The 20,507-nt window shown below is 61.8% G+C and carries 19 protein-coding genes; 17 read left to right on the forward strand and 2 right to left on the reverse strand.

Annotated elements, in window-relative coordinates; translation table 11 throughout:
• Positions 1 to 93 precede the first annotated feature (93 nt).
• From K7B09_RS09105 to K7B09_RS09140, 8 genes are all read left to right on the forward strand, one after another.
• Positions 94 to 2,283 (forward strand): RelA/SpoT family protein, encoded by a 2,190-nt coding sequence (locus tag K7B09_RS09105; RefSeq protein WP_223629146.1) that lies wholly within the window; start codon positions 94 to 96, stop codon positions 2,281 to 2,283.
• An 88-nt stretch (positions 2,284 to 2,371) separates the two neighbouring features.
• Positions 2,372 to 2,755 (forward strand): RidA family protein, encoded by a 384-nt coding sequence (locus K7B09_RS09110; RefSeq protein ID WP_223629147.1) that lies wholly within the window; start codon positions 2,372 to 2,374, stop codon positions 2,753 to 2,755.
• Between the two features lie 24 nt (positions 2,756 to 2,779).
• Positions 2,780 to 4,873, forward strand: coding sequence for an ATP-dependent DNA helicase RecG (gene recG / locus K7B09_RS09115; protein ID WP_223629148.1), 2,094 nt, complete (start codon positions 2,780 to 2,782; stop codon positions 4,871 to 4,873).
• An 83-nt stretch (positions 4,874 to 4,956) separates the two neighbouring features.
• Positions 4,957 to 5,214 carry a type II toxin-antitoxin system ParD family antitoxin gene (locus K7B09_RS09120; protein WP_223629149.1) on the forward strand — a complete coding sequence of 86 codons (258 nt, stop codon included), beginning with the start codon at positions 4,957 to 4,959 and terminating at the stop codon, positions 5,212 to 5,214.
• Positions 5,215 to 5,541: a type II toxin-antitoxin system RelE/ParE family toxin gene (locus tag K7B09_RS09125; RefSeq protein ID WP_223629150.1), complete on the forward strand. Its 327-nt coding sequence runs from the start codon at positions 5,215 to 5,217 to the stop codon at positions 5,539 to 5,541.
• Between the two features lie 67 nt (positions 5,542 to 5,608).
• On the forward strand, positions 5,609 to 7,249 hold the full coding sequence (locus K7B09_RS09130) for a site-specific DNA-methyltransferase (protein WP_223629151.1): 1,641 nt from the start codon (positions 5,609 to 5,611) through the stop codon (positions 7,247 to 7,249).
• Positions 7,250 to 7,589: 340 nt separating this feature from the next.
• Positions 7,590 to 8,117 (forward strand): REP-associated tyrosine transposase, encoded by a 528-nt coding sequence (locus K7B09_RS09135; protein WP_223629152.1) that lies wholly within the window; start codon positions 7,590 to 7,592, stop codon positions 8,115 to 8,117.
• Between the two features lie 201 nt (positions 8,118 to 8,318).
• Positions 8,319 to 10,952, forward strand: a complete 2,634-nt coding sequence (locus K7B09_RS09140; protein WP_223629153.1) for a DEAD/DEAH box helicase — start codon at positions 8,319 to 8,321, stop codon at positions 10,950 to 10,952.
• 22 nt (positions 10,953 to 10,974) lie between these two features.
• On the opposite strand, the gene K7B09_RS09145 is transcribed toward K7B09_RS09140, so the two are convergent.
• Positions 10,975 to 11,271 carry an ArsR/SmtB family transcription factor gene (locus K7B09_RS09145; protein ID WP_425507856.1) on the reverse strand — a complete coding sequence of 99 codons (297 nt, stop codon included), beginning with the start codon at positions 11,269 to 11,271 and terminating at the stop codon, positions 10,975 to 10,977.
• Positions 11,272 to 11,372: 101 nt separating this feature from the next.
• Here K7B09_RS09145 and K7B09_RS09150 point away from each other — a divergent pair, with 101 nt between their 5' ends.
• From K7B09_RS09150 to K7B09_RS09190, 9 genes are read left to right on the forward strand one after another with little or no spacing between them, the layout of a single operon-like run.
• Positions 11,373 to 12,680, forward strand: coding sequence for an NAD(P)/FAD-dependent oxidoreductase (locus tag K7B09_RS09150; protein ID WP_223629155.1), 1,308 nt, complete (start codon positions 11,373 to 11,375; stop codon positions 12,678 to 12,680).
• 28 nt (positions 12,681 to 12,708) lie between these two features.
• Entirely contained in the window at positions 12,709 to 12,924 is a 216-nt protein-coding gene (locus K7B09_RS09155) for a YgaP family membrane protein (RefSeq protein WP_223629156.1), read from the forward strand.
• Between the two features lie 28 nt (positions 12,925 to 12,952).
• Positions 12,953 to 14,047: an efflux RND transporter periplasmic adaptor subunit gene (locus K7B09_RS09160; protein WP_223629157.1), complete on the forward strand. Its 1,095-nt coding sequence runs from the start codon at positions 12,953 to 12,955 to the stop codon at positions 14,045 to 14,047.
• A 10-nt stretch (positions 14,048 to 14,057) separates the two neighbouring features.
• Entirely contained in the window at positions 14,058 to 17,300 is a 3,243-nt protein-coding gene (locus K7B09_RS09165; protein WP_223629202.1) for an efflux RND transporter permease subunit, read from the forward strand.
• Positions 17,297 to 17,773 (forward strand): OsmC family protein, encoded by a 477-nt coding sequence (locus K7B09_RS09170; protein ID WP_223629158.1) that lies wholly within the window; start codon positions 17,297 to 17,299, stop codon positions 17,771 to 17,773. Before K7B09_RS09165 ends, K7B09_RS09170 begins: the two co-directional genes overlap by 4 nt.
• Positions 17,770 to 18,210: a thioredoxin TrxC gene (gene trxC, locus K7B09_RS09175; RefSeq protein WP_223629159.1), complete on the forward strand. Its 441-nt coding sequence runs from the start codon at positions 17,770 to 17,772 to the stop codon at positions 18,208 to 18,210. Before K7B09_RS09170 ends, trxC begins: the two co-directional genes overlap by 4 nt.
• Before the next feature lie 15 nt (positions 18,211 to 18,225).
• Complete coding sequence (locus tag K7B09_RS09180) at positions 18,226 to 18,585, forward strand: carboxymuconolactone decarboxylase family protein (protein WP_223629160.1); 360 nt, start codon at positions 18,226 to 18,228, stop codon at positions 18,583 to 18,585.
• Positions 18,582 to 19,103 (forward strand): protein tyrosine phosphatase family protein, encoded by a 522-nt coding sequence (locus tag K7B09_RS09185; RefSeq protein WP_223629161.1) that lies wholly within the window; start codon positions 18,582 to 18,584, stop codon positions 19,101 to 19,103. Before K7B09_RS09180 ends, K7B09_RS09185 begins: the two co-directional genes overlap by 4 nt.
• 10 nt (positions 19,104 to 19,113) lie before the next feature.
• A complete protein-coding gene (locus K7B09_RS09190; protein WP_223629162.1) occupies positions 19,114 to 20,244 on the forward strand; it encodes an NAD(P)/FAD-dependent oxidoreductase in 1,131 nt (376 codons plus the stop codon).
• Positions 20,245 to 20,253: 9 nt separating this feature from the next.
• Here the strand turns inward: K7B09_RS09190 and K7B09_RS09195 are convergent, their stop codons facing one another.
• Positions 20,254 to 20,505, reverse strand: a complete 252-nt coding sequence (locus K7B09_RS09195; RefSeq protein ID WP_223629163.1) for a cyd operon YbgE family protein — start codon at positions 20,503 to 20,505, stop codon at positions 20,254 to 20,256.
• Positions 20,506 to 20,507: the final 2 nt, after the last annotated feature.

Here is a 20,507-nt window from a genome sequence, read left to right on the forward strand (position 1 = left end):
GCCCCTCGGGGCCGCTTTTGTTTTTGGTGGTTGCCAATGAATTTCGAATGAAATTCGTTTGCGGCTGCGCGGCGGCAAGGTTAGGCTCCACACATGACCCCAGGAGATCCTGCGCTCGCCATGCTCGTAGCCGTGCCCGCAGGGGACGCGGTGCCAGGTTATGTGCACGCATTGGAGCGCGCCGCCAGCTATCTGAGCGAAGCGCAGCGGGGCCTGTTGCGTCAGGCATGGGCGGTGGGCGCAGCCGCACATGAGGGGCAGACCCGCAAATCCGGGGAACCCTACATCACGCATCCGGTGGCGGTTGCGCAGGTGTTGGCCGAACAAGGGTTGGATGTGGAGACCTTGGTGGCGGCAATTCTGCACGACACCATCGAAGACACCCCACTCACACGTGCCGATATCGCCCGACAATTTGGCGAGACCGTGGCTGAATTGGTGGATGGCGTCACCAAGCTGGACAAGCTCAGTTTCAGTAGCCGGCAGGAAGCGGCCGCTGAAAGTTTCCGCAAGATGCTGTTGGCGATGTCGCGTGACTTGCGCGTGATTTTGATCAAGCTGGCCGATCGTCTGCACAATATGCGCACATTGGGCGCACAGTCACCCGAAGCGCGCCGGCGGATCGCCATCGAAACCCTGGAGATTTTTGCCCCGATTGCGCAGCGGCTGGGCATGAATCTGATCAAGGCCGAATTGCAGGATCTGGGGTTTCGCGCGTTGCATCCGTGGCGGCATACGATCATTGACAAGCGCATTCATAGCCAACCGCTGGTGCGGCGCGAGGCCTTGACCCAGATCGAAGCGAAATTGGCGCAGCGGTTGGCGCTGGAAAAGCTGGACCACCAATTGGTGGGGCGGATCAAAACACCGTGGAGCGTCTATACCAAGATGCGTTCGCAAGGGCGTAGTTTTGACCAGGTCATGGATGTGTTCGGCTTCCGGGTGGTGGTGGCGAGCGTGCCCGATTGCTATCACGCGTTGGGCGTGGTGCATGCGGTGTACAAGCCGCTGGATGGGCGGTTTCGTGACTTCATCGCGATTCCCAAGGCCAATGGCTACCAGTCGTTGCACACGGTGTTGTTCGGGCCGTATGGCTCGCCGATCGAGGTGCAGATCCGCACCCTCGAGATGAACTTGATCGCCGAGCGCGGGGTGGCAGCGCACTGGGCCTACAAGATGGGGATCGAAACCGGCGGCAATAGCGCGCAAACCCGGGCTGCCAACTGGATTGCCAATCTGGTGGAAAGTCAGCGTGGCACCGGTTCCTCGCTGGAGTTTCTGGAAAACGTCAAGGTCGATCTGTTCCCGGACGAAGTGTATTTGTTCAGCCCGAAAGGCGATATCCTGTCGTTACCACGCAATGCCACCGCGCTGGACTTTGCCTATGCGGTGCATACCGATGTGGGCAATCATGCGGTCACCGCGCGCGTGGACAAGAAATTGGCACCACTGCGTACCAAGCTGGTCAGTGGGCAAACCGTGCAAATCATTACGGCGAAATCCGCTGCGCCCAGCACCCAATGGCTGGAGTTTGTGGCCACCAGCAAGGCGCGTACTGCCATCCGCCAGCAGCTCAAACAGCTCGAGCATGAAGACGCGGTGCAGTTGGGCCACTACATGCTGGATCGTGCGTTGGGCGCGCAAGGCACGGCACTCGATCGGATTCCAATGCCGCGGTTGGACGCCTACCTTGCCGATAACCGTTACTCGCGGTTGGAGGCACTGCTGGCTGATATTGCGTTGGGCAACCGTATGCCCGTGCAAGTGGCGCAGGCCTTGGCCCAAGAGCAACCGCAAAGCCCCGCCAAGCCGGGTGCACGCAACCCGGCTGCCACCCTGTCGCAGGAGCGCATTCTGATCACCGGTGCCGAGCGCGGCGTGATCAGTTTCGCGCAATGTTGTTTGCCGATCCCGCGTGATGAGATCATGGGTTATCACAGTGCCGGCAAAGGCATCGTGGTGCATCGACTGGAATGCCCGAATGTGGCCGAGTACCGCAAATCGCCGGACCGTTGGGTGGCGATTGGTTGGGATCGCGAGGTGGCGGGCGACTTCAGCGTAGCCATTCGGATCGAAGTGGAAAACCGTCCCGGCGTATTGGCGCAAGTGGCAGCCGCGATTGCTCAGGCCGAATCCAATATCGACCGTGTGGAATATCTGGAGCGCGACAGCAATATCGCGGTATTGCGGTTTGGTATCGACGTGACCGATAGCCGGCATTTGGATGAAGTGATTCGTGGTGTGCGTCGGTTGCATGTGGTGCAGGACGTGCAGCGCTGTTGAAATTGGAGCGCGCTTGACGTGCGGGCAATGAGCTATCGAGCAGTGGCGCTCTACAATAGGCCGATTTCCCACGTGCAAGGACTTCAGCATGCCTCGTAACGCCATTCATACCGACGCCGCCCCCGCCGCCATTGGCCCGTACTCGCAGGCCACCCGCGCTGGCCATCAGGTGTTCTTCAGTGGACAGATTCCGCTGGATCCTGTCACTGGTACGCTAGTGGACGGTGGTATCGAAGCGCAGGCACGGCGCGCATTCGATAACTTGAAAGCGGTGTGTACGGCTGCTGGCGGCACGATGGACGACATCGTGCGGGTCGGTCTGTACCTCACCGATTTGTCGCAATTTGGCACCGTCAATGCGGTGATGGGCGAATATTTTGCGCAGCCGTATCCGGCGCGTTCCACCATTGAAGTGTCGGCTCTGCCCAAGGGCGCGGCATTCGAAGTGGATGCCATCATGGTGTTGGGTTAAGTCTTTCGCTTGACCGCTTGACGCATGCCTGCGGCAGCGCCCATCGCCATTGCCGACGTTGAAACGCCACTCACGGTATTGGCTGGCGTTGGCCCCGCGCTGCGCGAAAAGTTGGCGGCACGCGGGTTATTGACCCTGCAGGATCTGTGGCTGCATCTGCCCCGCAGTTATGAAGACCGTACCCAACTCACACCGATGTCTGCACTGCGGGCCGGAATTGCGGCGCAGACCGAAGGCCGGGTGGAGTTGGTGGAGCGCAGTTTTCGTGGCCGCCCGGTGCTCAAGGTGGTCTTGGTCGATGCCGGGAATCAGCGCTTGACCCTGCGGTTTTTCCATTTCCGCGCGCAGCAAGTGACGCAGTTTGCCAAGGGCGTGCGGGTGCGGGTGTTCGGCACGCCGCGCCCGGGCCAGTTGGGTTTGGAAATCGTGCATCCCAGTTATAGGTTGCTGGATGACGACGAGCACGCACTGAGCCAGTCGCTGGATCCGGTGTATCCCGAAATTGAAGGGTTCGGTGCGGCCAGCATTCGCAAGTTGATCGTGCAGGCGTTGCAACGGTTGCCGAGTGAGGATGCGCTGGAATTGTTGCCGTCGGCATGGCTTGCACGCTTGCGCTTGCCATCGTTGCGGCAAGCGATTGTGTATTTGCATCAGCCGCCGCGTGATGCCAACGTGGCCTTGTTGCAAAGCGGCCTGCATCCGGCGCAGCGGCGCTTGGCGTTGGAAGAATTGTTGGCCCACCAACTCAGCCTGCGGCGGCAGCGGTTGGCGCTGCAAGCCGAGGGCACGCGCGCCTTGCGCGGCAGCGAAGGACTGGTTTCGAAATTGAAAAACGCGCTGCCCTTCAAGCTCACTGGCGCGCAGGCGCGGGTGTATGCACAGCTGCGCGAGGATTTGCGCCAGCCCAAACCCATGTTGCGGCTGGTGCAGGGCGACGTGGGCAGCGGCAAGACCGTGGTGGCGGCAATGGCGGCGCTGCTGGCGATTGCCGATGGTCGCCAAGCCGCGCTGATGGCGCCGACCGAGCTGTTGGCCGAACAGCACCTTGCCAACTTGCGGGCATGGTTGGAGCCCCTGGGGCTGCGCGTGTGCTGGTTGGCGGGCAAGGTGACCGGCAAAGCGCGCACCAAAGCGCTGGACGAGGTGGCCTCGGGCGCGGCGCAGTTGGTGGTAGGCACCCATGCATTGATGCAGGAGGGTGTGGCATTTCATGATCTGGCATTGGCCATCATCGACGAGCAACATCGCTTCGGTGTGCACCAGCGGTTGGCGCTGCGTGAAAAAGGGCGTGGCAGCATCCCGCATCAACTGGTGATGACCGCCACCCCGATCCCGCGCACGCTGGCGATGAGCGCCTATGCCGACTTGGATGTGTCCGCCATCGACGAATTGCCGCCCGGACGCACACCGGTGACCACGGTGGTGCTGTCCTCCGAACGCAGACCCGAGTTGATCGACCGCATCCACGTCGCCTGTGCCGAAGGGCGGCAGGTGTATTGGGTGTGCACCTTGATCGACGAGAGTGATGAAGTGCAGGCGCAAGCGGCACAGACCACGTTTGAGGCGCTGCAGGACGCGCTGCCGAGCGTGCGTGTCGGGCTGGTGCATGGCAGGTTGAAGGCTGCGGACAAGCAGGCCACGATGCTCGCCTTCAAGGCCGGTGAACTGGACCTGCTGGTGGCCACCACGGTGATTGAAGTGGGCGTGGATGTGCCCAATGCCTCGCTGATGGTGATTGAAAATGCCGAGCGTCTGGGCCTGTCGCAATTGCACCAGCTGCGCGGGCGGGTCGGGCGCGGCAGCGCGGCATCCAGCTGCGTGCTGCTGTATCAAAGCCCGCTGGGGCAGATGGCGCGGCAGCGGCTGGACACCTTGCGGCAGACCAATGACGGCTTCGCAATCGCCGAAAAAGACCTGGAGCTGCGCGGCCCCGGCGAACTCCTGGGTACGCGTCAAACCGGTATCGCCAGTTTCCGGATGGCCGATCTTGTGCGCGATGCCGACTTGCTGCCGCAGGTGCATGCACTGGCGGATGACCTGCTGCAGACTGCGCCGGTGGTGGCCGATGGCATCATCCAGCGCTGGATTGGCGCGGCCGCACGCTACGCCTCGGCCTAGCGGTGTAAAACCCGTGCGCTTGCCCTTGGTAGCCCCGCAGCGCACAATCCAATGGCAAACTTTGCCATTACTGGAGCTGCGCCATGGCGACGATGAATATTTCCCTGACCGATCCGCTCAAGCAATTCGTCGATGAAGAAGTGCGCGAAGGCGGGTTTTCCAGCACGTCCGACTACATGCGCGACCTGATCCGCCAGCGCCAACGCGCCAAAGCGGCAGAGTTTTTGCGTCAACTGATTGCGGAAGGCATGGCGTCGGGCCCTGCTACACCGCAGGAACCAGATTTTTTCGACAACTTGCGCCAGCGTGCACACCAGCGTGCCGAGCAAGGTAAGCGCTAAGTGAAGCCCATTCATTGGCGCGATCCCGCACGCCATGATTTAGAGGATGCTGCCAGCTGGTACGCACAACAAGGCGGGTTTCTGCTGGAAACGCGCTTCATTGCAGCGGTGGAATCCACATCCCTGCTTATCCGGCAGCATCCCGCCGTAGGCTCAGCGCGGCACGCCAACGCAGTGACGGGCTTGCCTGCGCCGTTGCGCTATTTCTTGATCAAGCACTTCGAACGTTATCTGCTTTACTACCTCGACCTTCCCACCCACGTTGAAGTGCTGCGTATCTGGAACAGCGCACGCGGGCTTGCAGCCTTGATGGAAGAAGACGCATGACCGCCGTCGCAACCGCTGCGACGTGCATCCGCACACTGTCTGCAATTCTCTTTGGAACACATCCCGCATGCCCAGCCTGAACTGGATCGGCAAAGCCGCCGTCGTCAACCACCACCAGGACGTGCCGTTCCGCCTGCTGGAGCCGGCGCAATCGTTGTCCTGCGGGGATACCGAAACCGGCAACCTGATCGTGCAAGGCGACAACCTGCTGGCGCTCAAGGCCTTGCTGCCGCGCTACGCCGGGCAGGTGAAGTGCATCTATATCGACCCGCCGTACAACACCGGCAACGAGGGCTGGGTCTATAACGACAACGTCAACTCGCCGGAGATCCGCCGCTGGTTGGGCGAGGTGGTGGGCAAGGAAGGCGAGACCCTGGACCGGCACGACCGCTGGCTGTGCATGATGTATCCGCGGTTGATGCTGCTGAAGCAGTTTCTGCGGGAGGATGGGGCGATCTTCGTGTCGATTGATGATAACGAAGTGGCGAGTTTGCGACTGTTGATGAACGAGGTGTTTGGATCTGAAAATTTCGTTGCGACCGTCATCTGGCAGAAGAAGTACGCCGCTTCCAACGACCACAAAACGATCGCACCGATGCATGATTTCGTGCTGCTGTATCAACGAACGGAAAGTTGGCGTCGCAATCTTTTGCCGCGAGGTGAAGAAAAGGATTCGCAGTACAAGTTTGAGGATGATGCGGGTGTGTTTCGAAGTAGCGATTACACCTGCGCCAAGACGGTTGAAGAGCGTCCCAACCTGTACTACTCGGTTATCAATCCCAACACCGGCGAAGAAATCTGGCCAAAGCGCACCCGCGTCTGGGCGTATTCTCAGGAAGAGCATCAGCGCCATGTGACAGAAGGGTTGATCTATTGGGGCAAGGATGGGAGGGGCAAAGTCCCGGCGTACAAACGCTACAAACATGCACTTCGTAATGATGGAATCATTCCGCAAACGCTGTGGCCGCATGAGTTTGCTGGGCATACGGACGGTTCGCGCAAAGAGTTGCGTGAAGTGCTGCATGACGTGCCTTCAGTGTCTGACTTTGCAACTCCCAAGCCTTCACTATTGATCCAACGCATTTTGCAAATCGCCAGCGACAAAGATTCGATCATCCTCGACAGCTTCGCCGGCTCCGGCACCACCGCCCACGCCGTGCTGAAACAGAACGCCGAAGACGGCGGCAACCGCCGCTTCATCCTGGTTGAAATGGACGAAGGCATCGCCCGCGACGTGACGGCCGAGCGCGTCAAGCGCGTCGCGCAGGGCTACACCAACGGCAAAGGCCAACCGGTCGAAGGCCTTGGCGGCGGTTTCCAATTCTGCACACTCGGCAAACCGCTGTTCGACGCCCGCGGCCATATCAGCAATGACGTGCGCTTTGCCGAGCTGGCGCGCTTCGTCTGGTTCGTGGAAACCGGCATGGGCCTGCCCGCCAAACGCGCCAGCCGCAATACCGCCGATACCGCAAGCCCCTTGCTGGGTATGCACGAAGGCCGCGCCGTCTATCTGCTCTACAACGGCATCCTGAAAGACCGCAGCATCGACGGCGGCAACGTACTCACCTCCCTGCTGCTAGAGCACCTGCCCGCCCACGACGGCCCCAAGGTGGTGTACGCCGCCCGCTGCGCCATCGGTGCCGAGCGCCTGCGCAAACTCGGCATCACCTTCAAGCAATTGCCCTACCACCTGCGGGTAGCGCCGTGATCGCGCATCTACGCAATCCCTCCGTAGGTTGGGTTGAGCGAAGCGAAGCCCAACGCCCGCCATGCCACAAGGCCACCCCCGTAGGTTGGGCTGAGCGCAGCGAAGCCCAACGTCATCCGCGTTACCCGTTGGGCTTCCTTGCGTCAGCCCAACCTACGTTTGGTGACGCGGATGCACTTGAACCTGAACGAACCATTCGGAAATTTCGAATAGTTCAGACAGAAAGTGTATTTGAGTTGGGTTTCCTGCCGTTAGCCCAACCTACGCAATGTTTCAATGCCACCCCCGTAGGTTGGGCTGAGCGCAGCGAAGCCCAACGTCAAGCACCGGGCCGGTTGTCATGAGGTACCGGCGCGCCAACGTAGAAGGCGGGACGTACTTCTTCACGGTGAACCTTGCCGACCGGCAGGCAGACACGTTGGTCAGGCACATCGACGCTTTGCGTGAAAGCTTGCACACGATGAAAGCGGCACATCCGTTTGCACTTGTTGCAATGGCGGTATTGCCAGAGCACTTGCACGCCATCTGGCGGCTTCCGGCTGGTGATGCGGACTATTCCACGCGTTGGGCTTTACTCAAAGCGGGGTTCTCGCGCCGCGTGCAGGCAGGGGAATCCATCAGTCAGAGTCGCGCAGCAAAGCGCGAGCGTGGGCTATGGCAACGCCGCTATTGGGAGCACCAAATTCGTGACGAGGACGACCTTGCGCGGCATGTGGACTACACCCATTTCAATCCAGTCAAGCATGGTTGGGTTTCAGCCGCCGCAGACTGGCCGCACTCGACGTTGCATGCATATGCTGCGCGTGGATTGGTTTCGCCTGATTGGGGCGTGGTGAACAATGATGATGCGCATTGCTATGGCGAATGACATACGAGTAATGCTCAAGTCCGGGTGTTGGGCTTCGCGGCGCTCAGCCCAAGCTACGGGAACAAGCCCGAGTTATTGCGTAGGTTGGGTTGAGCGCAGCGAAGCCCAACACCCGCCATGCCACACGACCAACCGAGTAGGTTGGGTTGAGCACCGCGAAGCCCAACACCAACCACCGCGATCAACCAAGGACACGGGCGCATGAGCCTGAAGGACTACCAGAGCGAAGTGCTGGATCGCTACGAGGCCTTCCTGCACGCATGGCGTGCGCAGGCCGAGGCCAACCCCGGCACCCGGCAGGCCAGCCGGTTGGCGTTCGAGCAATGCACGCAGGCCAATTTCGGCTTCCGCATTCCCTACCACGCGCCTGAAGCATTGGCTGCGGACGATGTGCCGGTGGTCTGCCTGCGCGTGCCCACCGGTGGTGGCAAAACGGTGATTGGCGGCCATGCCATCGCCCGCGCCAAGCGCGCATTGCCGCTGGGCGAGCGCAGCCTGACCGTGTGGCTGGTGCCTACCGATGCTATCCGCACGCAAACCTTGCGCGTGCTGAAAACCCCCGGCGAGTTGCTCTACCGCGAGTTGCGCACATTGTTTGGTGAGGTGGCGGTGCTGGATATCGACGAGGCGCTGGCGGTGCCGCCCTCGGTGCTGGATGGCCACGACACCATCATCGTGGCCACCATGCAGGCGTTCAAACAGGCCGATACCGAACGCTTGGCGGTGTATCGCGCCAATGGCGCGCTGATGGAGCATTTTCGCGGTATCGAAGGCAGCGGCTGGTCGCTGGTGGAAGCGCTGGCGCTGCGCCGCCCGTTCATCGTGGTGGATGAGGCGCACAACCAAGGCAGCGAACTGGCCTTCGATACCTTGGCTCGGCTGGCCCCCAGTGCGGTGCTGGAATTGACCGCCACCCCGGACCGCCTGCATCAACCGTCCAATGTGCTGGTGTCGATTTCCGCCTCCACCCTGCAAAGCGAGGACATGATCAAGCTGCCGGTGGATATGGCCGTACACCCGGACTGGCGCATTGCCCTGCGTGAGGCCATCGCCCAGTTGGGTGCGCTGCAACGCGAGGCCGATGCCGAATGCGTGGCCACCGGCGAAGTGCTGCGGCCGATCATGCTGTTGCAGGCCGAGCGCCAGCAGAAAGACAACCCGGACGCGATGACCGTGGACCGCGTGCGTGCGGCGTTGATCGATGAATTCGGCATCCCCGCCGCGCAGATCGCACGTTCCGCCACCGGCGTGGATGAGCTGGTGGATGTGGATGCGGCCGCGCTGCGCTTTGTCATCACCTCGGACAAATTGCGCGAAGGTTGGGACTGGCCAGCGGCGTATGTGTTGATGAGCTTTCGCGGCAGCAGCACGCAGATGGCGCTGGAACAGGTGCTGGGCCGCGTGCTGCGCATGCCGCAGGTGACCCGCAAGCAGCACGAGGCGCTTAACCGCGCCTATGCCTTCGCGGTGTCCAGCAATATCGCCGAGGTGGCCGCCACCCTGCGTGATGGTTTGGTGCAGGCCGGGTTTGAACGGCAAGACATCAATGATCTGGTGCGTACCGTCATGCCGCAGGCAGATGGCGCGGAAGACCTGTTACGGCAGAACGCCAGTGTATCGTTGTCATTGCCGATGGCTGGCGATGCGGTGGTGTTGCCGGATTTCAGCCAAATGCCGGACGCCACCCGCAAGCGGATCGAAGGCAAGCTGGATATTTCGCCGGAAACCGGCAGCATGACCTTGCGCGGGCAGTGGAAGCCTGCGGAACAGAAAGCACTGCAGGACGCATTCGCCGGTACCACGGCGGCGGCGGGCCTTGAGCGGGCGTTCAACCGCTTGGCCGCACCCGTCGAATTGCCCGTGCAGACACCTTCAGAGCGTGGCGAGGCGTTCAGCCTGCCGCTGTTGGCGTGGTCGCAGGGTGATTGGCTGGTGGACCTGGGCGACGCGCCGCCACTGGAAGGCACGCTGGCGCTGGGCGAGATCGATCCTTTGCTGGATGAGGCGGCCTATCCGCGTGAACTGGAAACCCTGCAACGCCGGCGCCTGCAAATGAATGACGCCGGCAGGCTGCACCTTGATCCGCTGGAAAAGCTCGACGTGCAGATGGGCCTGTTCGGCGTGCGCGACACCGCCAGCGTGGAAGATCTGCTGTGGACGTTGGAGCAGCATCTTTCGGCAGCGGATCTGGAACCGGATGAGCTTTCGGCGTGGCTGTCCGGTGTGCTGCGGCACTTGCAGGAAGCACGCGGTTTTTCCATCGACGAGCTGGCCTATCGCCGGCCACGCCTGCGCGAGGCGCTGGGTGAACGGATTGCGGCGGCACGGCGCATGGGACATCGCCAGCGCTTTCTCGATTTGCTGGGCGATGAGACGCAGATGAGCGCGGATGCGCGCCTGCAATGCGTGTTCAAAAGCGGCCGTTATGCCTGGGACTCGCTGTACAACGGCTTCATCACCCTGCCCAAGCACTTCTTCCCGCAGATCGGCAACCTGAAATCGCAAGGCGAAGAGTTCGAGTGCGCGGATTTCATCGCCAATCGTCTGGACGGCGTGCGCGACTGGGTGCGCAATATCGAACGCAAGCACGGCGCGTTCTCGTTGCCGACCTCGAAACAGCGTTTCTATCCCGACTTCCTGCTGCGCATGCAGGACGGCCGCATGCTGGTGGTCGAGTACAAAGGCGCGCATCTGTACAACGACCCCGATCAGGTGGAAAAGCGCCGTATCGGTGCGCTGTGGGCCAGGCGCGCGGGCAAGGGTTTTGGCTTCGTGATGCCCAAGCAGAAAGAGTGGTCGGCGATCCAGCAGGCGTTGGACGACATGCGCGCATGACGCCCGATGCTATCGGGCTGATTCAGGTCGCGCAGGCGGGTGTGCCGCAATAAATCCCGTGCAGGGTTTCGATGATGCGCTGCGCCGGGCCTTTGGCCAGCGTGTAGTAAATCGTCTGTGCTTCGCGCCGCGTCGTCACCAAGCCGTCGTTGCGCAACACCGCCAAGTGCTGTGACAGCGCCGATTGGCTGAGATCCACCCGGGCGTTGAGCTCGCCGACCGAGCGTTCGCCTTCCACCAGCAGGCACAACAGCATCAGGCGCTTGTCATTGGCCAGTGCGCGCAGCAGTTGCGCGGCATCGGCGGCGTGTGCGCGCATGGCTTCTGGATCTATTGGGGAGTCCTTTTTTGTCATCGCGGCAAAATATCACTTGACTCTAATATAAGCAAGTACTAATGTATGGTTGTTGCCGAAGTGGCATGACTTGGGGCATTGCAATGGCGAAGTTTGTGGTGGTGGGCGCGGGGCTGGGCGGCATGAGTGCGGCGTACGAGCTGCGCGAAACCCTCGGCAAGGGGCATGACATTGTGTTGGTTGGGGTGGGCGAGAGTTTCGGCTTCACGCCCTCCAATCCGTGGCTGGCGGTGGGTTGGCGCAAGCAGGACGACATCACCTTGCCGGTGGGCGAGCACGTGGGCAAACACGGCATTCGTTATGACAGTAGCGGGGTGGCGCAGATCGATGCGGCAGGCAATGCGGTGGTGACGGGCAAAGGTGACCGTATTGATTACGACTACTTGTTGATTTGCACCGGTCCCAAACTCGCCTTTGAAGAAGTGCCCGGTACCGGGCCGCACGGTGGATTCACCCAGTCGATCTGCACCACACCGCATGCCGCGCAGGCATGGGAGGCGTATCAGGAATTTGTGAAGAACCCCGGCCCGGTGGTCATTGGCGCGGTAGCCGGGGCCAGCTGTTTTGGCCCCGCATATGAGTTCGCGATGATTGTCGATGCCGATCTGCGCAAGCGCAAATTGCGCGACAAGGTGCCGATGACGTTCGTCACCAGCGAACCCTATATCGGGCATATGGGGTTGGGCGGTGTGGGTGATTCCAAAGGCTTGATGGAATCGGAAATGCGCCAGCGTCATATCCACTGGGTGGTCAATAGCAAAGTGACGGAAGTGCGCGATGGCGAAATGACCGTACTGGAGCACGATGCCAAGGGCCAGCCAGCAGATACACGCACACTGCCGTTCAAGTTTTCGATGCTGCTGCCCGCCTTCAAAGGCGTGGATGCGGTGGCTGCAGTGGAAGGGCTGTGCAATCCACGCGGGTTTGTGATCGTGGATAAGCAGCAGCGCAGCCCCAAATACCCCAAGATTTTTTCAGCCGGCGTGTGCGTGGCCATTCCGCCCGTAGAAGCGACGCCAGTGCCCACTGGTGCGCCGAAAACGGGGTTCATGATTGAGTCGATGGTTACCACCATCGTGAAAAACATCCAAGCCGAACTCAAAGGCGAGGTAGCAAATTTCGAAGGCACGTGGAACGCGGTGTGCTTGGCTGATATGGGCGATACCGGCGCGGCGTTCGTGGCGCTGCCACAGATTCCGCCGCGCAACGTCACCTGGACCAAAATCGGCAAATGGGTGCATCTGGCCAAAATCGGGTTCGAAAAATATTTCCTCTACAAGATGCGCAACGGTACCAGCGAGCCCATCTATGAAAAACACATCTTGAGCCTGCTTGGCATCGAGCGGCTGAAAGACGTAAAGCGTTCTTCCTGATTTCGACCACTACACAAGGAGATTCCCCATGAGCCTCGACCGTGCCGTACAAGCCTTTGCCGGCGTGATGGTGTTGATCAGCGTGTTGCTGACCCAATTCGTCCATCCTTATTTCTTCTGGATGACCGTGTTTATCGGTTTCAATTTGTTCCAGTCCGCGTTCACCGGCTTTTGCCCTGCCGCCAAAGTGATGAAGAAACTTGGCATCGGGCGTGGTCAAGAGTCGTCTTGCAACCGCTGTTGATCCACTGCATCCAATCCAGAGAAACGCCATGTCCAAGACTTCACTGACCCTATTGCCGCTGCTGCTGGCACTGTCCGCGTGCAGCCACGACAAGCCGGTCGCCACGCCGGCATTACCCAAAGACCTTGCCACGTTCGCGGTGGATGCCGGGGCGGGCTTGCCCGGGCGTGGTTGGGATGGTGTGGTAGAGGCGGTACAGCGCGCAGATTTGGCCGCGCAAACCGCAGGCCGGGTGGCGGCGGTCTTGGTGGATGTGAATCAGCCGGTAAAGGCGGGTGATGTGCTGCTGCGTATTACGGCGGTGGAGCAAGACGCCGGGGCCAATGCCGCACGCGCGCAACTGCGTGCGGCAGACGCATCAGCGGCGGAAGCGGAACAAAATTACAAGCGTTTTGCCGCGCTGGCCGATGCGCAATATGTCTCCAAAGCGCAGATCGACCAAGCGCGTGCGGCGCGTGATTCTGCCGTGGCGGCGCGCAATGCCGCTGCCGCAATCGCGGCGCAGGCGGCGCAACAAGCGGCGTACACGGTGGTGCGTGCGCCGTATGCCGGTGTGATATCGGCACGCACTGTGGAACCGGGTGAAACCGTAGCCCCCGGCATGCCGCTGATGCGCATGTACGCGCCGAATGCGTTGCGGATTGAAGTGGCGGTACCGCAAACCCGCGCCGATGCCATCCGCAAGCAGACGCAAGCACAGGTGTTGCTGGCCGATGGGCGTAGTGTGGTGCCTGCCGAGGTTATCGTGTTTCCGGCCGCAGATCCGGCGACGCATAGCGTCAATGTGCGGGTGAATTTGCCCAAGTTGGCGGTGCCGCCTGCGCCGGGGACCACCGCGAAAGTGGTGTTCGCTGCAGACACGCAAGCCGCCAATACGGAGGCAGGCAAAGGCGCTGTGCGCATTCCCGCAAGCAGCATCACCCAGCGCGGTGAACTTAGTGCGGTGTATGTGGTGCAAGACGGCCGCCTGCTGTTGCGGCAATTGCGTTTGGGTGCACGCAGCGGTGACCGCGTTGAGGTGATTGCTGGTTTGAACCCGGGAGATGTGGTGGCCAAAGACCCGGTTGCGGCCACGCAAGCACTGGCCCAGCAGCGCAAAGCGATGGAGTCTGGCCGTGACTGAGCTCCCGCGCATGGGCATTTCCGGGCGCCTGGCCGCAGCCTTCCAAAACAATCCGCTCACGCCCATTTTGTTGATCGTGGGATTGTTGCTGGGCCTGCTGGCGGTGATCGTCACCCCGCGCGAAGAAGAGCCGCAGATCGATGTCACCATGGCCAATGTCATGGTGCCGTTTGATGGCGCCAGCGCGCGTGACGTCGAGCAATGGGTGGCAACGCCACTGGAGCAAAAGTTATCTGAAATCGAAGGTGTCAAACACGTCTATTCGATCAGCCGTCCCGGCATGGCGGTGCTCACGGTGGAGTTTGAAGTGGGTGTGGCGCGGCAGCCGGCACTGGTGCGCCTGTATAACCAGGTGTTTTCCAACGGTGATTTTCTGCCGCAAGGTGTGGGTGTGGGGCAACCCATCGTCAAACCCAAAGGGATTGATGATGTGCCGGTGATGGCGCTAACCCTATGGAGTGATGACGCGCGGGTGGACGCCACTGCGCTGGCCGAAGTGGCCCATTCCTTGGAGGCGGATCTTAAACGCATCCCCGGCACACGCGATATCTACACCATCGGCGCACCTAATCGCAGTGTCTTGGTGACGCTGGATGCTGCCAAGCTTGCCGCTTACGGCATGGCCAGTAATGACCTGGCGCAAGCGTTGCAAGCGGCCAATGTTGTGCATCAGGCAGGGGAACGTATCGATGCTGGCACCGGTGCGGTACCGGTGACGGCGGGCCGCTATTTGGCCAATGCGGAAGATGTGGCCAATCTGGTGATTGGTAGCCAAGGCGGTAAACCACTGTTGCTATCGGATGTCGCCCACATCCAAGCGCGTGGCGATATCGCATCGCAATATGTTTGGTACGGCGCACCTGCCGGGCGCGCAGGCCCCAAAGCGGGCACCGCGCCCGCAGTGACTATTGCCATTGCCAAAAAACCAGGCAGTAATGCCGCAGATATCACCACCGCCGTTAGCAAGCGCATTGCGCAGCTGCGCGGCGAGTTGATTCCTGCAAACGTGCATGTGGATATCACCCGCGACTATGGCGCCACTGCCAGCGATAAAGCGCAAAAACTCATTCAAAAATTGATCTTCGCGACCGGCAGCGTGGTGCTGTTGGTGCTGTTCGCACTCGGCTGGCGCGAAGCGGTTGTGGTCGGCACGGCGGTGGTACTCACGCTGGCTGTCACCTTGTTTGCATCGAAGATGATGGGCTTCACCCTTAATCGGGTGTCTTTGTTCGCGTTGATTTTTTCCATCGGCATTTTGGTGGACGATGCGATCGTGGTGGTGGAAAACATCCACCGGCATATGGCACGCGATGGCAAATCGCTGATCGAAGCCATCCCGCCCGCCGTGGATGAAGTCGGCGGTCCCACCATTTTGGCGACATTCACCGTGATTGCCGCGCTGATGCCAATGGCATTTGTGTCGGGCTTGATGGGCCCGTATATGCGGCCCATTCCGGTGAATGCGTCGGTGGGGATGCTGCTGTCGCTGGCGATTGCGCTGATCGTCACCCCATGGTTGTCGTTGAAGCTGCTGGCGCGGCATGGGCAAAGCGAACATGCCGAACAGTCCCACGAAGCGCAACAAGCGGGCTGGCTGCACCGTCTGTTCGAACGGGTGATGTCGCCGTTTTTGAAAGGCGAGCAAGCAGGCAAAAAACGGGCATTGCTATTTGCGTCGATGTTGGGCTTGGTCTTGCTGTCGGCGTCGCTAGCCGTCTTCAAGCTGGTGGTGTTGAAGATGCTGCCGTTGGATAACAAGTCTGAAGTACAAGTGGTGGTGGATATGCCCGAAGGCAGCACCTTGGAGCAAACGAATGCGCTGCTGACCGAGCTTGCCGCCAAGCTTGATGGCGTGCCAGAAGTGCTGAACTACCAAGGCTATGCAGGCACCGCAGCACCGATCAATTTCAATGGCTTGGTGCGCCAATATTTCCTGCGCAGCGGCAATAACGTGGGGGATCTGCAAGTCAACTTGGTGGACAAACATCACCGCAAACGGCAGAGTCATGCCATCGCACTGGCGGTGCGTCCCGCACTTGCCAAGCTGGGTGAAAAATACGGCGCATCCGTCAAAGTGGTGGAAGTGCCGCCCGGCCCGCCGGTGCTCTCGCCCCTAGTGGCGGAAGTCTATGGCCCCGATTACGCCGGGCAACGCAAGATTGCCAAAGCTTTGGAGCAAGACCACTTCGTCCGCACAGAAGGTATTGTCGATATCGATACCAGCGTAGAAGCCAATGCCCCGCGCGAGCAGATTGTGGTGGATCGCGAGCGCGCTGCACGGCTAGGTGTGCCGCAATCGGCGATTACCGATGCCATTGCGATGGGTGTTGCCGGGTTGGCCGCAACGTATGTGCACGATGGCGTTTCAAAATATCCACGCCCGGTGCGGCTGCGCTTGCCTGCGCAAGATCAAGCCGCTCTGGAGGGGGTTTTGGCGATCAAGGTGCGCGCGATGCAGGGCCAACTGGTGCCGCTGTCGGAGCTGGTGCGCGTAGAAAAAACCACATGGGATGGTGCGATCTATCACAAAGACGGCTTGCCCGTGGTGTATGTGATGGCCGATGAAGCCGGTAAATTGGATAGCCCGCTGTACGGCATGTTCAATATCGTGTCGCAACTCAATGACCACAAGGTCGCAGGGCAAACGCTGGCGCAAACCTTCATCAGCCAACCTGCCGATACCAGCAGCTATGCGATCAAATGGGATGGCGAATGGCAGATCACCTATGAAACGTTCCGTGACATGGGCATTGCCTATGCCGCCGGCATGGTGCTGATCTATCTTCTGGTGGTCGCGCAGTTCCGCAGCTACTTGGTGCCACTGGTGATCATGGCGCCGATCCCGCTGACCGTGATTGGCGTCATGCCGGGGCATGCACTGCTGGGCAAGCAGTTCACCGCCACCAGCATGATCGGCATGATCGCGCTGGCCGGCATCATCGTGCGCAATTCCATTTTGCTGGTGGACTTCATCAACCAGGAAACCGCGCGTGGCGTGCCGTTGGTGGATGCCGTGATCGATGCCTGCGCGGTGCGTGCCAAGCCCATTGTCCTCACTGGTGTGGCGGCGATGCTGGGTGCATTCTTCATTCTCGATGACCCGATCTTCAACGGGCTGGCGATCTCGCTGATCTTCGGCATCCTGGTCAGCACCGTCCTCACGCTGGTGGTGATCCCGTTGTTGTATTACGTGCTCAAGCGCAGGACAGCGGATGCCGGCCATGCCGAGCAAACAAATGGAGGAGCAAGATGAGTGGCGAAGACGGCATCCGGCTGCTGCTGGAACAGGACGGGCCTTACGCGTTCCGGATCAGTTTCGAAGGCGCCGGCCTGGACGCCTTGCACACCGATGAAAGCACGCCGCTGGGCGCGGGTGCGGGCCCTACTCCGTCGCACCTGCTGCTGGCGGGTATTGCCAACTGTCTATCGGCCAGCCTGCTGTTCGCGCTGCGCAAGTTCAAGAATGCGCCGGGCCTGATCCGCACCGAGATCGTCGCCGACAAGGTGCGCAACGCCGCCGGCCGCTGGCGCATCCCACGCGCTGAGGTGGTGATCCGGTTGTCGGATGCCGCGACCGGGCTGGAGCATTTCGACCGCGTGCTGGGCCAGTTCGAGGAGTTCTGCATCGTCACCCAGAGCGTGCGCGAGGGCATGCAGGTGGACGTCCGCATCATCGACGCCGATGGCACCGAATACGTGCCCGGCGGCGCGGGGAAGGCCGCATGAGCGCCGCCCCATCCACTATCATCGCTTGCCCGGCCTGCAACGGCCTGAACCGCGTGCCCGATGCGCGGCTGGCGGAGGCCCCCAAGTGCGGCAAGTGTGGCGCTGCGCTGTTCACCGGCCATCCGCTGGCGCTGGATGGTGCCGGCTTCCATGCCCACGTCGAGCGTGCGGACTTGCCGCTGTTGGTGGATTTCTGGGCACCATGGTGCGGGCCGTGCCGGATGATGGCCCCACAATTCGAGGCGGCGGCCAGGCAATTGGAGCCGCGGCTGCGGCTGACCAAGGTGGATACCGAAGCGCAGCCTGCGCTGGGCAGCCGCTTCGGTATCCGCAGTATTCCCACCTTGGTATTGTTTCGCCAGGGCCATGAGCTTGCGCGGCAGTCGGGTGCCATGGGTACTGCCGATATCGTGCGCTGGACGCACCAGTTTCTTTGATCGAAGGAGTGTTACATGAGCCAGTCGTTTCCGGATTTGATCGATGATCTCAACGCCGCCATTGGCAAGTTCCGGGAGGGCGCGCCCGAGCCGATGCGGGGGTTTTCCATGCTTGCGCGCGAAGCGCTGAAGCCCGGCGCGCTGGACGTGAAGACCAAGGAATTGATCGCCATGGGCATTGCAGTCGCGGTGCGCTGCGATGGTTGCATCGGCTTCCATGCCAAGGCGGCCATCGGTGCCGGCGCCAGCCGGCAGGAAATCCTGGAAACCTTGTCGATGGCGATCTACATGGGCGCAGGGCCCTCGATGATTTATGCCGCCGAAGCACTGCGCGCCTATGATGAGCTTTCGCCGGCACCGGAAGCCAGTACATGAACACGCTGCATCGCATCGCCTGTGGCACAGCACTGGCGGCGCTGGTGAGCGGCTGCGCACACGCGCCGATGACCACCACCATCGGTACGCAAACCCCGCTGATGCAGCCGTTGCCGGGTTTGTTTACCGCCGGCCAACCGGCGGCGAATGACTGGGTGCTGATCAAAGCCGACGGCATTCGTACCGTCATCAATCTGCGTGCAGCGGGGGAACTGAAAGACCGCAACGAGGCCGCCGAGGTCAAGGCAGCGGGCCTGCACTACCTGGAAATCCCGGTGCCAGGTGGCGAAGGCATCAATCTGGCCAATGCGCGCTTGTTGCATGTGGCGTTGGCCCCCAGGCACGGTGGCGGCGTGCTGGTGCATTGCGCCAGCGGTAATCGCGCGGGGGCGTTGTTGGCACTGGAGCAAAAAGACTTTGATGGCGCGTCTGCGCAGTCGGCCTTGGAGTTGGGCCGCAAAGCGGGTGTCACCCACATCGAACCCGTATTGAAAAAAGCGCTGGGAATCGGCGAATAAGGGGCGCGAGATGACCACACGCATCACCGTGGTGGGCGCTGGCTTCGCCGGCCTCACCGCGCTGCGCACCCTGCGCCGGCACGCGCCGGACGCCGAACTCACCCTGGTGGCACCGGAGGCGGCGCTGCACTACCTGCCCGGTACCATCTGGATTCCCTCGGGCCTGCGCAGCCGCACCGACTTGGTGGTGCCGCTGGACGCCTTCCTGCGCCGCGAGCGCATCGCCTTCCATCGCGCCCGCGCCACCGGGCTGTCGGCGGATGCGCGCACCCTGCACACCGACGCGGGCGACATGGCGAGCGACGGCCTGATCGTCGCCACCGGCGCGCGCTTCATCCGCAAGTTGCCGGGCATCGAGCACGCCATCATCCCTTGCGAGGGCGTGGACGCCGGCGAGGCGATCCGCGACCGGCTGGCCGCGCTGGAGGGCGGCACGCTCTGCTTCGGCTTCGGCAGCAACCCGAACGAGCCCATCGCCATGCGCGGCGGCCCGGTGTTCGAGTTCGTGTTCGGCATCGACACCCTGCTGCGCAAGCAGCGCCGCCGCGACCGCTTCCGGCTGGCGTTCTTCAGTCCGTCGGAGAAACCCGGGCAGCGCCTGGGCGAGAAGGCGGTCGGCCTGATCCTGGGCGAGATGCGCAAGCGCGGCATCGACACCGTGCTGGGCGAGAAACCGCAGCGCTTCGAGGCTGACGCCGTGCAGCTGGAGCGCACCCGCCTGGACAGTGCGATGACCGTGTTCATGCCCGGGCTGACCGGGCAGGCGTGGCTGGACGCCACGGCGTTGCCGCGGTCGCCCGGTGGCTTCGTGCAGGGCGATGCGCAGTGCCGCGTGCCCGGCGTGGCCTGCACCTACGTGGCCGGCGACGGCGGCAGCTATCCCGGTCCCGACTGGCTGCCCAAGCAGGCCCACCAGGCCGATCTGCAGGCCGAGGTGGCCGCACGCAACCTGCTGCGCACCCTGCGCGGTGAGCCGGCGGAGGAAGCGTTCACCGCCGAGCTGGTGTGCATCGTGGACACGCTCGATCGCGGCCTGCTGGTGACCCGTAAGGGTGCCGGCGGTCGCGCGCTGCCGCCGCTGCGCATGATGCACTGGGCCAAGGCGGCGTTCGAGAAGCGCTACCTGCGCCGCTACCGCTGAGCCAACAGATCAGGCGGTCCAGAACAGACCGGCGGTCACGGCTGCCGCGGGCCAAAGCACCCATGGCGAAAACAGGTGCGTGGCCCAGCGCGCATGGAAGCGGAACCCGCTGCCGTGCACGAACAGCGCGCAGATCGCCAGCAGCACCAGCGTCATCCGCCCGTGTTCGGACGCCGTGAGTGCCTGCCCGCGAGCTGCGGGCAGGAACAGCAGGGCCAGCGCCAGACCGGTCCCGCCCAGCAGCGACAGCAACCGGGCCAACG

The sequence above is a fragment of the Thermomonas beijingensis genome (assembly GCF_020034655.1).
Classification (GTDB): domain Bacteria; phylum Pseudomonadota; class Gammaproteobacteria; order Xanthomonadales; family Xanthomonadaceae; genus Thermomonas; species Thermomonas beijingensis.